Here is a 14,673-nt window from a genome sequence, read left to right on the forward strand (position 1 = left end):
AGCGGGCTATATTTCATTACATCGAGATGTTTTACAATCCAAAACGCAGGCACACGCACAATCAGCGGGTGTCACCAATGAACTATGAAAAGCAGTATTTTATGAATCAAAAAAGTGTCTGAGAAACTCAGGCCTTATCAATTTTGATTAATCATGCGCGGCAACGGGGTGCTACCTATGCATTCAATACAGAGTATCTACGTCATGAAGAAGATAAAAACGGGGTGACTGTATTTCTCAAAGATCATTTAACTCAGCATGAGTACAGCGTAAGAACTAAATATTTAATTGGGGCAGATGGGGCTAACTCAAAGGTTTTACAAAACGCTGGCTTAAGTGTTCAAGGTGAGTTAGCTCGCGCTGGTACTGTTTATACCTTATTTGAAGCAGATCTCAGCCAATATACAGCACATCGTCCTAGTATTTTGTATTGGATTTGTTCGCCGGATGCGGCTTTTGGTGAAATTGGTTTTGGCTTATTACGAGCCATTAAGCCTTGGAATCAATGGATAGCAGGTTGGGGCTTTAATATTAAGGATGGGGACCCAGACCTGAGCGATGAGGAGGTCATAAAAAAAATTCGTACTTTGGTGGGTGACCCAAACCTGGAGATTAAAATTCTTAATAAATCGACCTGGTATGTGAATCAGGCGTATGCACATCAGTATTCTACTGACCGTGTATTTTGTGCAGGAGATGCAGTACATCGCCATCCTCCTTCAAGCGGTTTAGGTTTAAACACATGTGTGCAAGATGCGTTTAATCTAGCGTGGAAATTATCGTATGTACTTAAAGGCTATGCTGATCAGCGTTTATTACAAAGTTTTAGTTTAGAGCGTGCTCCTGTTGGCAAGCAAATCGTTCTACGCGCTAACCAATCACGTTTAGATTACGCACCTTTGCAGAAGGTATTTCGTATACCTGGTGCTGAAAATCCTATTGCTGCTGGTATTAAGAATTTTAGGGATCCAAGTCCGAAAGGTGTAGAGGCTCGCTTGGCTGCCCAGAAAGCCCTAGAACTTAAACAGTATGAGTTTAATGCTCAAGGCGTTGAAATGAATCAACGTTATGAGTCAAATGCTGTCATTAATGAAACGGAGCCCGAAGTTTGGAAACGGGACAAAGATCTTTACTTACAAGCAACGACCCGACCCGGAGCAAAGATACCTCATGCTTGGCTCATAAATCGTAAAGGTTATAAGTTATCTACTCTAGATATCGTTGGTAAAGGTGATTTCACGTTAATTACTGGTTTATCGGGTCAACTCTGGGTTCAAGCAGCAAAAAAGCTAAATCTGTCATTTTTGCAAATTAGAGTGATAGGTTCCTTGGAGTACCAAGACCCCTATTGCGAGTGGCAACAGCGGCGTGAAATTCAAGAAAATGGAGTATTACTCGTACGCCCAGATGGTTTTATTGCATGGCGAGTGATGCAGGCTGATGGGTTTTCTGTACAGCAGGCTCAAACTCAACTAGAAAACGCCTTTACGCAGCTACTATCAAGTTGATGGGCAGAGGAGCGGAGCCGCACCCCTGCCATTCTATGTAGTTATGATTTTGTTTCGGAGGGACAGAGGCCTAAAGTTCTAGCATGCAGTCGGCTCAAAGAGCTAGAGCTAGAAAATCAACGGCTCAAAAAAATGTATGCCGACGAGCGCTTGAAGGCGGAAATCGCGCGTGAGGCCATCGAAAAAAAGTGGTGATGCCATCTAGTCGTAAAGAGATGGCGCAACGTGCTGTACAGCACTACAACGTGAGCATTCGGCTGGCTTGTACGGTATTTAGCATTAGCCAGAGTTGTTATTACTACCAGCCAAAACACGCTCAAGAAAATGACGTGATAGCGGATTGGTTAATTCGATTAACCACGACCCAGCGCAACTGGGGCTTCGGTTTATGCTTCGCCTATTTACGTCATATCAAAGGATTTACATGGAATCACAAACGGGTGTATCGAATTTATCGGCAACTTGAACTCAATTTGCGCATCAAACCGAAAAAGCGTTTAGTCCGTGAGCGTCCTGAGCCCTTGGGTACTGTGACTGGCATTAACCAAGTCTGGTCGATGGATTTTATGCTCGATCAACTAGCGGATGGCCGAAGTATCCGATTATTTAACGTCGTGGATGACTTTAATCGTGAGGGCTTAGGTATCGAGGTGGACTTCTCGTTACCTGCCGAGCGCATCATACGAGCGCTAGATCAAATTATTGAGTGGCGTGGAAAACCCGACAGCTTACGTTGTGATAATGGCCCAGAATACATCGGTAGAACGCTGCTTGAATGGGCAGCGCAACGCCAGATTACCTTAATCCATATCCAACCAGGAAACCCACAACAAAATGCTTACGTCGAGCGTTATAATCGAACGGTTCGTTATGATTGGCTGGCACAAAATCTCTTCGAAAGCCTAGAGGAAGTACAACAAGGAGCCACAGCTTGGCTCTGGAGATACAATAACGAACGCCCCACATAGCATTAGGTGGCATCACCCCCAAACAAAAATTACATCAGCATTCACTCTCTCTACGATTAAGTACTGCTAAAAATGGGGGAATTACCGCACCACAATTAATCTCTAAGTTATTGAAACTTAGGGATTTTTTATTGTCTGCTCGCTTTGATACCCCCATATATACCCCCAATTTTTGTGCTCCACACCAGCGGAGACGGCCTTTTACTTATTAAGAGCCCCTACCTCACTTACTATGATGCCAGACTGCACTCCTATTTCAGACTGAACCGCCCCAAATAAGCGGGATAAACACGCGTCTCTTTGAGAGCAGTTCAAGTCAGCCGGATATTAATTTATGTAGTAAGCCACTACACGCGTGGAGGAGCGTAGAGCGGGAAAGAAGCTCTGTCCTAGCAGCAGCGGCCAGCCCAGACGCTGCCAGCCGTCGAAGGCCATCAAGTCAAAGCTCGCCTGATACCTTAATCGAGGATGCCAACGCTCGAACACACGATCACAGTCGGTGCCAAACTGAAATTTGGCGTGTGTTAGCGAAACAGAGTCATGCAAATAAGTCCGAGAACTGAGCCAGGTGCTCAGCACATCAAAATGTATTTCAGCCCCTGAAAACCGCGAGGCTAAGGCGCTGAATAAGCGCTTGTTTTCATCGTAAGACAAATACATGAGCACCCCTTCTATGATGAATAGAAAAGTGGCTTCGGGGTGCTTGTTAAGCAGGGCATCCATCCACGTTGCGCTCAACATGCATGTAGCTATTAAGTGTTCATTTTCTGCAGGCGGCAACAGTGCTACTCTCAGTGTCATCACCTCTGGCATATCGATATGATAGAACTTCGCCTTAGCGGCCTGAGCGCCTAGGCGTTGGCAGCGCGTATCCAAACCGTAACCCAAATGAACCACCACTGGCTGACTATGTTGCGCAATAAACTGACGCACAATCGCATCAAAGTACGAGGCTCTTATGACCACTCCGGTCATGCTGATCGGCGCTCTTTCAAACTTCTCAAAGTCATAATCAATGGTTTTGACTAAGCGCTGTGCATGCAAATCAACTAGTAAAGGTGGGCTTTGCTGCTGCTCACGCGCCCGAGCATACAAGGGGATGAATAGGGTTTCGCTCACCCCTTTTGGGAAAAGAAACGTTTTTTTTGATGACATAGCGGCCTCCTTAGCGTCGCGCCGAGCAAAGTCTAAATTACAGACACCTCCTTTCTTTGCACCTTTTGAAGCATGTCGTATTTTTCTCAGTATCTCATCAAAAGACTAACACGAGCCAACGAAACCAGTGCGACGACACGTTTCCATTTCCTTCATTAGGCATACAAAAAGACCTCGATACGCGGGAAGCTTTCCCAACTTATCGAGGTCAGCTCGTCGTCTGCTGTGTTTTTATGCGTGAACGACTCAGCAAGCCTTATTCGGCCAACAGTGTTCTCGCAATAATGGTGCGTTGAATCTCGGAAGAACCTTCGTAAATGCGTAGAATACGTGCGTCACGCACATAGCGTTCTAGAGGCATTTCTCGTGTGAAACCATAACCACCATGAATTTGTAAGGCGGTGTCTGTGATAAAGCCAACTGCCTCAGAAGCATAGAGTTTTGCCATAGCAGATTCTTGGGAAAAACGCTGTCCGGCGGCACGTTTCGCACAGGCTTGTAGGGTCAATGCCCAAGAGGCCTCTAAACGCAGTTTCATATCCGCCAACATCCACTGAATCCCTTGTTTCTGAGACAGCAGTTCCCCACCCACTTTGCGTTGTTGAGACCAAAATACCGCGGCTTCTAAGGCCGCCTCAGAAATACCAATACTGGTGGCGGCAACATCGAGTCGACTGTTATCTAACACTTTCATGGCCGTGATAAATCCCGTGCCCTCCGCGCCAATACGGTTCGCTACCGGCACCTTGCAATCCAAGGCCACCTCGAAGGCGTGACCTCCGCGAATGCCCATCAGTTTTTCTGGAGACGAAATCGTCAGGCCTGGGGTGTCTTTATCCACCACAAACGCGCTAATCCCTCGGTGTCCTGCTTTAGGATCGGTTTTGGCGTAGACCACAATAAAGTCCGCCTCTCCTGCATTAGAAATAAAATGCTTAGTGCCGGTTAGGCGGTAGTAATCCCCTTCTAACACAGCTTGAGTCGCCATATCCGCTGGGTTCGATCCGGCGCGGGGTTCCGTTAAGGCAAAAGCACCTAGCTTCAAACCTGCTGCCGCATCAGGTAAATAACGTTCGCGCAGCGCATCGTCTCCTCCTAGCAAAATCGAATCGGTGGCCAAGTATTGCGCCCCCACCATAGAAGACGTCGACGCACACTGTTTAGCAATCTCCACCAATGACAAAATCAAAGCAGTAGGACTGATGCCGGGACCACCCCATTGCTCCGGAATATTCATGCCCATCACCCCCAGTTCGGCTAAACCGGGCACATGACAAACCGTGGATATTTCTTCCTCATCAACTTTTTGAGCCATAGGCGCCAACTGCTCTTGGGCAAAGCGTGCAATGGCTTGAGCAATTTCTTGATCTTCTGCGGTCACACCTAAACGGGTATTCATGATGTCTTTCCTTTATGTCTCTTTTATTTCTTTATTCGTTATTCGCTATTCGCTGTTAGACAGCTCTCGCCTTTGACTAACCAAACACACCTAACTCACGCAGCTGCGCAATGCGTTGGGCGCTCAGGCCCACGCTGGCGGCAATGAGCTCCGTGTGCTCGCCCAAACCAGGGGCTCTATTCACTTGATTTTCGCCATAAGAAGTAAAGCGCACGGGCTGTGACGGCAGTTTTAAATTCTCTAAACGTGGGTCCTCTACCTCGCGTAAAAATCCGCGTGCTTTGGTTTGCTCCGAGGAAAGCGCTTGGCTCGTATTCCAAATGGGAGCGCAAGGTAAACCGGCTTGTTCTAAAACGGCCAATACCTCTGACACGGTACGTGTGCTGGCCCAGTCTTCAATCCAAGCTCTTAGGGCTGGCTCATTACCACTGCGTAAAGCATCTGAGGCAAAGCGAGCGTCTGTCGCAAACTCAGGCGTTTCCAGCGCATTGGCAAGTTGTGCGAACAATTTATTATTTAAGATCGCCAACACAAAGTGACCGTCTTTAGCCTGATAGGCACCAAAGGGTGCAGATAAAGGATGCCGATTACCCACACGTGGTGCATCTTCGCCCGTGAACAAATAACGGGAGGTGGAGGTGGCGGCAAAAGCCAGCGTGGACTCAAACATCGACACATCCACATGGGTTCCTGTACCAGTGCGCTCTCTACCGTATAAGGCGGCCAATGCACCCCACGAGGCAAATAGACCACTGATCACATCCGACACGGCTTCCCCTACCAAGGTAGGCGGGCCACCCGCATGGCCCGTCGCATTCATCAACCCACTCATGGCTTGAATGACAATGTCATACGCCGGCATATGTGCCGCAGGACCATCTTGGCCGAAACCCGACACACTCACATAAATCAAACGTGGGTTCAAAGCCTTTAAGGTGTCATAGCCAATGCCTAGCTTATTAGCCACCCCTGGGCGGAAGTTCTCCACCACAATATCGGCCTGACTAGCGAGCTCTTGAGCTAATGCCACCGCTTCCGGTTTTTTTAAATCCAGAACCAAGCTTTTTTTATTGCGGTTCATCACAGTAAACAAGGCGCTTTGCTCGTTACGCATGGGGGCGATGGCACGATAATCATCCCCTTGGGGCGGTTCTATTTTTATAATTTCCGCCCCCAAATCCCCTAATAACGCGGTGCAAAAAGGCCCTGATAAAACCCGCGTAAAATCAACCACCTTAACGCCTGCTAATGGCAATGTACTGTTATCCATGATCGTCTCCTAATCCTTTTGCTCGAATGGCAAAAGTGATGTATTGGATTCATGGTAACCACGCACAGGTATAATTAAAAATACTATTAACTGATTGACTGAATCAATAAAAATGATCCCGTTTACCTTACGCCAACTGGAGTACTTTGTAGCGGCCGCTCAGCAAGGCGGTACGGCTCAAGCCGCCCGCGCTTTGAATGTGTCACAGCCTTCGATCTCTCAGGCCATCAGCACCTTGGAATCCCATTGGCAGGTCACCTTGTTTCATCGCATTCATGCCCAAGGCCTACAGCTCACCATCGAAGGCCAACAGCGCTATCAGTTAGCTAGCACGCTTCTGCATCAAGCCCAAGCGCTTTCTGAGCATAACGATACGATTGCCGGTGAACTCCACATCGGCTGCTTAAGCACCTTAGGTCCGTTGTATTTACCCGGTCTATTGCAACGTTTTAAGCGCCAACACCCTCAAGTGCGCGTGCATTTTTTAGAAGGCGATAATGAATCGTTGCTAGCACACGTAGAACGCAATACCTTGCAAATGGCGCTACTTTACGACACCGGCATTTTTAACCAAGTACAACTTCATCCTGTTGCAGAACAGCGTCCCTATGTGCTGGTGGCGGAAAACCATCCCTTAGCGCAACGGGAATCCATCTTTTTAGAGGAAATTGCCTCTGAACCTCTGCTGCTCATTAACCTGCCCCGCAGTCGCGATTATTTATTATCTCTATACCGACATGCTGGGATCTCACCTACCATCTATGCCGAAAGCAGCTCGGTAGAGATGATACGTTCTATGGTTGCCAATGAAATGGGACTTGCCGTACTGGTCACTCGACCCGCTGGCCAACAAAGTTACGATGGCAAAAACCTCATCTACTTAGAAATCGCTGATGCGGTCCCCCCACAACGTATCGTCATGGCTAGCCCAATGCATTTGCCTTTCAACCGTGCAGCGGCGGCATTTTTAGCAAACACTCAAGACTACTTTTCGCAATTAGGCTTGGCCACGTAATACATCCTTTCCCCTCATCGCTACGTATTATCCCTGAGTCAGTGCTTGCGCCGCACAAGCAATTTGTGAGGTAGTATTAACTCATTACCAGTTGTATATACATAAAACCCATAGGAGACGTCCATGGAGACTACCTCGCAGCTCATTCCTGCTGCTCAACTGCGCTCTACCCCTTGGAAAAATGGGGAAGGCAGCACTCGCGAAATCATGGTGTATCCACCAGAGGCTGGATTTGACACCTTTAGCTGGCGCATCAGCCTAGCCGAGGTCGCCCAGCCTGGGGCTTTTTCTACTTTTGACGGTATAGATCGTCATATTGTGCTGACTCATGGCAAAAGCATGGTGCTTCATAATCAAACACAACAAAGTACCCATACCTTAACGCCTTTTGCGCCCTACCCCTTTGTAGGCGAAGATCAAATTGAAGGCATCTTACCTGATGGCCCGACTTTTGATTTCAACCTAATGGTTCGACGCGAACACGGGCATGGCACAGTGCAGTGTTATCAACAAGCACAGCAGCATCGTCTTGCCGCAGGTCATTACGTATTCCACTGTGCCACTGGCACCCATCAACTTCGTTTCGATAACCAAGAGATCACTTTACAGGCGGGGGATAGCTTGTACTGGTTTCAGGCACAAGATGGTCTCACTTTATTGAGCGAGCCCCTAACCACGCCTAGCGACCTGGTCGTCGCCCATATTCAGCTACTCACTACATAAAGGGTTTTTCATGTCTTTAACTGTATGGAAGAATCTTCGTCTTGCTCCTACCGCAAATCCCAGCGAAATGATTGCGGACGCTTGTCTAGTCGTTGAGAACGATCGTATTGCGTGGTTAGGTGCGGCTGCCGACCTGCCTAGCAAATACCAACAGCCTGATAAAACCCATGATCTGGGTGGCCGTATTGTGACCCCAGGCCTGGTGGACTGTCACACACACTTGGTTTACGGCAGCAATCGTGCCCGTGAGTTTGCCATGCGCTTAGCTGGCGCCAGCTACACCGAAATCGCTCAGCAAGGTGGCGGCATTGTCTCTACCGTTAACGCCACCCGCACCCTTAGCGAGGATCAGCTCTACGAACAAGCGCTACGCCGTTTAGATGCGTTGATGGCCGAAGGCGTCACGGCGATTGAAATCAAGTCAGGCTATGGCTTAGACCTAGAGACCGAGGCCAAGGCGCTGCGTGTCGCACGTCGATTAGCACAAGCCAGACCGGTCACCATTAGCACCACCTTTTTAGGAGCGCATGCCTTACCGCCTGAGTACGCAGGACGTGCCAATGAGTATATCGATCTGGTTTGCCAAACCATGATGCCTAAATTGGCTGCTGAAGGTCTGATCGATGCGGTTGACGTGTTCTGTGAACACATTGCCTTCAACCTAGAGCAATCGGAACGCGTCTTTCAAGCCGCCCATGCGCTAGGGCTTCCTGTCAAAATGCATGCAGAGCAAATGTCGAATATGGGGGGATCCGTCTTAGCCTCTAGCTATCGCGCCCTCTCTACCGACCACCTCGAATATTTAGACGAAGCCGGCATCAAAGCCATGAAAGCGGCGGGAACCGTCGCCGTGCTGTTACCTGGCGCCTATTACTTTTTACGCGAAACGCAATTACCTCCCGTCGACTTATTACGTAAGCACGGCGTCCCCATCGCAATTTCAACCGACAGCAACCCCGGCACCTCGCCCTGCACCTCCTTATTGCTGATGCTGAATATGGGTAGCACTCTATTTCGCTTATCGGTGCCCGAAGTGTTAGCCGGAGTCACCCAACATGCCGCCAAAGCCTTGGGACATCCCAATGTGACAGGGCAGCTCGCTGTCAATCACAAAGCGGATTTTGTGGCTTGGGATATCGAAGACCTGTCCGAGCTGGTGTACTGGATGGGGTTGCCTCGTTGTGCTGTGGTGGTTCGCCATGGCGCCATTAGTATCGACAATAGGAAACCGGAATGAGTTACTCCGTTATTGCCCCTTGGGCACGCGTACAACAAGCGTGGCAAGAGAACGTACTGTTGCAATGGGACCAGCAAGGCACTTTAGTTAAAGTCGAAAGCAACTATCAGCCAGAGCCTAACTCGTCTATTCCGCGCTTAAGTGGTCCGGTGATTGCCGGCATGCCTAACTTGCACTCGCACGCCTTCCAAAGCGCGATGTCGGGACTGACTGAATACCGAGGTCAAACCCAAGACAGTTTTTGGAGCTGGCGCGACTTGATGTATCGCTTTGCCTCAAAACTTGAGCCGCAGCATATCGAGGCGATTGCGACTTGGCTCTACATTCAAATGTTGAAATCCGGCTATACCTCGGTCTGTGAGTTTCACTACACACACCATCAAACCTCTGGCCAAGCCTATAGCCCCATTAGCCTACTGGCGCAGGCGGTAATGCAAGCCGCTTCTCATAGCGGCATCGGCATCACCATGCTGCCGGTGTTGTATCAATACAGTGGCTTTGGGGCCCAGCCTCCTCAAGCCGCACAAGGACGCTTTCTGAACGAGCCCGAACAGCTCTTACGCATTTTGCTAGAGCTACAAAAGCAGCACCCTATTTCTGCGCAGCGCGCCTATGGGGTGGCTCCTCATTCTTTACGTGCGGTATCACCAGAAAGCCTAAAGCAAATGGTGGCATTGATGGATCAACACTTTCCTAACAGCCCCATCCACATCCATATTGCAGAACAAACTGCCGAGGTAGAAGCCTGTGTGGCTTTGCACCAGCAACGACCTGTGGAATGGCTGCTTAATCATATGGAGGTGAACGAACGCTGGTGCTTAGTGCACGCCACGCATCTGACTGAGGCCGAAGTACAACGCGCCGCCGCCAGTCGTTCTGTGGCAGGGCTTTGCTTAACCACGGAGGCTAACTTAGGCGATGGTATTTTCCCCGCTAAGGATTACCTAGCCGCCCAAGGTCGTATTGGTGTGGGATCAGACAGCCATATTGCCGTCGACTGGCGCGCTGAGCTTCGCCTATTAGAGTATGGCCAACGCTTACTACATCGCCAACGCAATGTGTTATGCCAAGCCGATCAGCTCCAGGTCGCAGATTTTCTTTTTGATGCCAGTGTGGCCGGCGGCGCCCAAGCCACAGGTCGACAGGTTAATGGCTTGGCCGTTGGTCAGCAAGCTGACTTTTTAGTGCTGAATGCAGATGATCCCATTCTTGCGGAACACAGCCCAGACACCTGGCTTTCGGCTTTAGTCTTTAGTGAAAGAGCCGGCAGTCAGCCTATTCGTGATGTCTATGTGGCAGGTCAGATGGTGATAACGGATGGCCATCACGCCCAAGAAGACCAAGCCTGGCAGAACTATCGCCAAACGCTACGTCATTTACTACAACACTCCTGAGCCCTATGACTATGGAACACTCCCCTATTTTGCACCAAGGCAACTCGCCTTTACTCATTTCCATTCCCCATCTAGGCACGCACATTCCTGATGAGATCTTGGCTACGATGACACCGGTAGCTCAGCGCGTGGATGATACCGATTGGCATTTGGATCGTCTGTATGACTTTGCCTCAGAACTGAATGCCACCGTGTTGATGCCCACCCTATCTCGTTATGTGATTGATTTAAACCGACCACCTAACGACCAAAATCTCTACCCAGGGCAAAACACCACCGGTCTTTTACCTGTGGACACCTTTGCCGAAGAGCCGCTTTACAAAGCGGGTCAACTGCCCTCCGACGAGGAAAAAACACGTCGTCGCCAACTTTACTGGGAGCCCTACCATCACGCCCTACAACAAGAAATAGAGCGCATTAAAGCCCTTCACGGTTATGTATTGCTCTGGGAGGCACATTCTATACGCGCGTATATTTCTCGCTTATTTGAAGGGCGCCTGCCTGACTTTAACTTTGGTTCAGCCAGTGATCAGAGCGCCTTAGCCGGTCTGGCCGATGAGCTCGCTCAATTAGTCACCTCACAAAGCTCATACAGTGCCGTGGCTAACGGTCGCTTCAAAGGTGGCTATATCACCCGAGAGTACGGCAAACCAGATCAACACGTGCATGCCATTCAACTGGAACTGGCCCAGCTCAGCTATATGGATGAAACACCGCCTTACGCTTACGACCCAGAGCGCGCGGCTCAGCTCGCCCCTGTGATTAAAGCCTGCTTAACGTTGGCTCTAGAACGTTTAGCTCAACACTACGCGTCGTAGTCGCGTAAGCTCTCTTGCCTAATCGATTGAAACGGCCCCATGAGGCTGGATAGTTCTAGCCTGCCCCAACAAGACTGGAAGGTGTCTAACTTCTTGGGGACGATCATTCCTCTCATGGGGCTTTTTAATGACGGCACGAAGTAGAGCCAGCCCTCGCCTCGTCCTCCGTCTCTGCATAAAAAAGGTCGCGTTAGTTAGGATGTTCCAACCAACGCGACCCATTAGTCGCCCTCTAAGCGGATGTCGTCTTAGGCGAGCACGTCGCCAACCACATCAACCAGACGGTTACTGACGACCAACTCGTTCAGCGCATTAATATCTAGCGCTAAATAACGATCTTCGTCATAAAACGGTACAAACTCTCGGATTAGCTCATGCACCCTTGTCAACGCCGCAGAGGTTTTGATCGGCGCATGGAAGTCTACCCCTTGGGCAGCACACAGGAGCTCAATCGCCACAATCTGCGAGGTGTTTTGAGCCATATCTTCTAGGCGTCTACCCGCAAAGGTGGCCATACTGACGTGATCCTCTTGGTTAGCAGAAGTAGGTAAGCTATCCACACTCGCAGGATGTGCGTAGGTTTTGTTTTCTGAAGCCAACGCTGCAGCAGTAACGTGTGCAATCATGAAGCCCGAGTTCAGGCCGGCGGAAGGCACCAAGAATGGAGGTAGACCTGAAATGCTCGCGTCAATCAATAAAGCCACACGACGCTCAGACAACGCACCGATTTCCGAAATGGCTAAAGCCAAGATGTCAGCAGCAAAAGCCACTGGCTCTGCGTGGAAGTTACCACCAGAGATCACCTGATCCGGCTCGCCGGCCTCACCTTCGAATACCAGCGGATTATCCGTCACCGCATTCGCTTCGATCAGTAAGGTCGTACTGGCCTGCTGTAGCAAGTCATAAATCGCACCCATCACCTGCGGCTGACAACGTAAGCTGTAAGGATCTTGGACCTTGTTATCGTTTTCTACGTGGGACTCACGAATAGCACTGCCTGCTAAGAGGTCTCGGTAGAGTTTCGCTGCATAAATCTGCCCTGGTTGACCACGGATCAAATGCACACGCTCGTCAAAGGGTAGATCGCTGCCTTTGGCTGCATCCACACTTAGGGCTCCCGCCAACACAGCATTTTTAAATAGACGTTCAGCTCTGAATAAACCGTGTAAGGCCAAGGCGGTAGACACCTGCGTGCCGTTAATTAAGGCCAAACCCTCTTTAGCTGCTAAAACGATAGGTGTAATCCCCGCTTTTTGCATGGCCTGCTCTGAGCTCATGAGCTCGCCTTGATAATAAGCCTGGCCTTCGCCAATCAAGGTCAGTGTCATGTGCGACAAAGGCGCTAAGTCACCCGACGCGCCCACAGAGCCCTTAGCAGGAATAAAAGGAATCACATCCGCATTTACCATATCGAGCAGGGTCTGCACGACGTTAGGACGGATGCCGGAATAACCTCTGGCCAAGCTGCCTACTTTCAGCACCATAATTAAACGCACAATAGCGGCGCTTAAGGCTTCGCCCACCCCTACCGAATGCGACAGAATGAGGTTTTTTTGTAACTGTTCAAGATCTTCGTCTGGAATACGTTGCTGTGCTAATTTACCAAAACCCGTATTAATCCCATAGGCGGGATCCCCTTTGGCAATGATTTTTTGCACAATGGCGGAAGAGGCCTCCATCGCAGCTACGGCACTTTCGGGCAGCGCTAAATGGGGGGTCTCACTCCAAATATTTCGAATTTCGTCCAGGGTCATTTTTCCTGGCTGAATGACAAGCGTTTTTTTCATCATTGTTGCTCGCTACTATTTAATCATGGGCAGTTTTAAGCCAAATTCTTTGGCGGTCTTGATGGCAAGTTCATAGCCTGCATCCGCATGGCGCATCACACCGGTACCGCAGTCATTCACCAGTACGCGGGCTAAGCGTGCATCCGCGGCCTCAGAACCATCTGCCACAATCACCAAACCAGAGTGCTGACTGTAACCCATGCCTACGCCACCACCATGGTGTAAGGACACCCAGCTGGCACCAGAAGCGGTATTGAGCAACGCGTTAAGCAACGGCCAATCGGAGACAGCATCAGTACCATCACGCATGGCTTCGGTTTCGCGGTTAGGGCTGGCTACAGAGCCGGTATCCAAGTGATCTCGACCAATGACAATAGGGGCTTTCAATTCGCCATTACGGACCATTTCGTTAAAGGCTAAACCGGCCAAATGACGCTCACCCAAACCTAACCAGCAAATGCGAGAAGGTAGGCCTTGGAAGGCAATACGCTCTTTGGCCATATCCAACCAGCGATGTACGTGGTGATTATCTGGGAAGAGCTCTTTGATTTTTTGATCGGTTTTGTAGATGTCTTCTGGATCACCCGACAAGGCCACCCAACGGAACGGCCCTTTACCTTCGCAGAATAGGGGGCGAATGTAAGCGGGCACAAAACCAGGAAAATCAAAAGCATTTTCAACGCCATTATCTAAAGCCACCTGACGGATGTTGTTACCGTAATCCACCACCGGCACACCCATAGACTGGAAGTCCAACATGGCTTGTACATGTTTCACGCAAGATTGTGCGGCCTCATGTTGTAGACGTTCATGCTGGCTTGCGTCAGCTTGAGCTGCTTTCCACTGCTCCACGGTCCAACCAGATGGCAAGTAACCGTTAATCAAGTCATGCGCAGAGGTTTGGTCTGTAACCAAGTCTGGACGTAGGCCACCGGCTTTAGCACGACGTACTAGTTCAGGGAAAATATCAGCCGCGTTACCGAGTAAGCCAATAGAGATGGCTTCTTTACGCTCGGTGTGCTCACGAATCAATTCCAAGGCATGATCCAAATCACGCGCTTGCTTGTCCAAATAACGCGTACGCAGACGGAAATCAATGCTGCTTTGTTGACATTCAATGTTAAGAGATACGGCGCCGGCAAAGGTCGCTGCCAAAGGCTGAGCCCCACCCATGCCACCTAAACCTGCGGTAAGGATCCAGCGACCCTCTAGGCTACCTTCGTAATGCTGGCGTCCGGCCTCAGCAAAGGTTTCATAGGTGCCTTGCACAATGCCTTGGGTGCCAATGTAGATCCAGCTACCGGCAGTCATCTGACCATACATAAAGAGGCCGGCACGATCTAACTCGTGAAAGTGATCCCAATTGGCCCATTTAGGCACTAGATTAGAGTTCGCTAAC

At 49.7% G+C, this 14,673-nt stretch carries 12 protein-coding genes and 1 pseudogene; 8 read left to right on the plus strand and 5 right to left on the minus strand.

The window, feature by feature from the left end; all coding sequences use genetic code 11:
- The 3 genes and pseudogenes from Q1V74_RS08795 to Q1V74_RS08805 form a co-directional block, all read left to right on the plus strand.
- On the plus strand, nucleotides 1–122 hold a 122-nt coding region (locus tag Q1V74_RS08795; RefSeq protein WP_300648233.1), incomplete at its 5' end, for an IS3 family transposase.
- Nucleotides 123–143: 21 nt separating this feature from the next.
- Nucleotides 144–1,508, plus strand: a complete 1,365-nt coding sequence (locus Q1V74_RS08800) for an FAD-dependent monooxygenase (protein ID WP_366524667.1) — start codon at nucleotides 144–146, stop codon at nucleotides 1,506–1,508.
- Between the two features lie 87 nt (nucleotides 1,509–1,595).
- Nucleotides 1,596–2,520 (plus strand): annotated as a pseudogene (locus Q1V74_RS08805) (IS3 family transposase); the annotation flags it as partial.
- A 283-nt stretch (nucleotides 2,521–2,803) separates the two neighbouring features.
- Here the strand turns inward: Q1V74_RS08805 and Q1V74_RS08810 are convergent.
- The 3 genes from Q1V74_RS08810 to Q1V74_RS08820 all read right to left on the minus strand — a co-directional run bounded on the left by Q1V74_RS08810 (nucleotide 2,804) and on the right by Q1V74_RS08820 (nucleotide 6,300).
- Entirely contained in the window at nucleotides 2,804–3,631 is an 828-nt protein-coding gene (locus tag Q1V74_RS08810) for a class I SAM-dependent methyltransferase (RefSeq protein WP_300648214.1), read from the minus strand.
- 256 nt (nucleotides 3,632–3,887) lie between these two features.
- Nucleotides 3,888–5,030 carry an acyl-CoA dehydrogenase family protein gene (locus Q1V74_RS08815; protein ID WP_300648216.1) on the minus strand — a complete coding sequence of 381 codons (1,143 nt, stop codon included), beginning with the start codon at nucleotides 5,028–5,030 and terminating at the stop codon, nucleotides 3,888–3,890.
- Between the two features lie 76 nt (nucleotides 5,031–5,106).
- Nucleotides 5,107–6,300 (minus strand): CoA transferase, encoded by a 1,194-nt coding sequence (locus tag Q1V74_RS08820; RefSeq protein WP_300648218.1) that lies wholly within the window; start codon nucleotides 6,298–6,300, stop codon nucleotides 5,107–5,109.
- Between the two features lie 112 nt (nucleotides 6,301–6,412).
- On the opposite strand from Q1V74_RS08820, the gene Q1V74_RS08825 reads away from it, so the two are divergent.
- The 5 genes from Q1V74_RS08825 to hutG all read left to right on the plus strand — a co-directional run bounded on the left by Q1V74_RS08825 (nucleotide 6,413) and on the right by hutG (nucleotide 11,487).
- Complete coding sequence (locus Q1V74_RS08825) at nucleotides 6,413–7,315, plus strand: LysR family transcriptional regulator (RefSeq protein WP_300648220.1); 903 nt, start codon at nucleotides 6,413–6,415, stop codon at nucleotides 7,313–7,315.
- 123 nt (nucleotides 7,316–7,438) lie between these two features.
- On the plus strand, nucleotides 7,439–8,038 hold the full coding sequence (locus tag Q1V74_RS08830; protein ID WP_300648223.1) for a HutD family protein: 600 nt from the start codon (nucleotides 7,439–7,441) through the stop codon (nucleotides 8,036–8,038).
- Between the two features lie 10 nt (nucleotides 8,039–8,048).
- Nucleotides 8,049–9,275, plus strand: a complete 1,227-nt coding sequence (gene hutI / locus Q1V74_RS08835; RefSeq protein WP_300648225.1) for an imidazolonepropionase — start codon at nucleotides 8,049–8,051, stop codon at nucleotides 9,273–9,275.
- Nucleotides 9,272–10,669 (plus strand): formimidoylglutamate deiminase, encoded by a 1,398-nt coding sequence (locus tag Q1V74_RS08840; protein ID WP_300648227.1) that lies wholly within the window; start codon nucleotides 9,272–9,274, stop codon nucleotides 10,667–10,669. The genes hutI and Q1V74_RS08840 overlap by 4 nt, the downstream gene beginning before the upstream one ends.
- A gap of 5 nt (nucleotides 10,670–10,674) precedes the next feature.
- Complete coding sequence (hutG, locus tag Q1V74_RS08845) at nucleotides 10,675–11,487, plus strand: N-formylglutamate deformylase (protein WP_300648229.1); 813 nt, start codon at nucleotides 10,675–10,677, stop codon at nucleotides 11,485–11,487.
- Nucleotides 11,488–11,735: 248 nt separating this feature from the next.
- Here hutG and hutH read toward each other — a convergent pair whose 3' ends face one another.
- Nucleotides 11,736–13,274 (minus strand): histidine ammonia-lyase, encoded by a 1,539-nt coding sequence (gene hutH / locus Q1V74_RS08850; RefSeq protein WP_300648237.1) that lies wholly within the window; start codon nucleotides 13,272–13,274, stop codon nucleotides 11,736–11,738.
- A 15-nt stretch (nucleotides 13,275–13,289) separates the two neighbouring features.
- A partial coding sequence (gene hutU / locus Q1V74_RS08855) for a urocanate hydratase (RefSeq protein ID WP_300648231.1) occupies nucleotides 13,290–14,673 on the minus strand: 1,384 nt, incomplete at its 5' end.

Origin of the sequence: Paenalcaligenes sp. (genome assembly GCF_030152715.1) — a bacterium.
GTDB classification, from domain to species: Bacteria; Pseudomonadota; Gammaproteobacteria; order Burkholderiales; family Burkholderiaceae_B; genus Paenalcaligenes; species Paenalcaligenes hermetiae.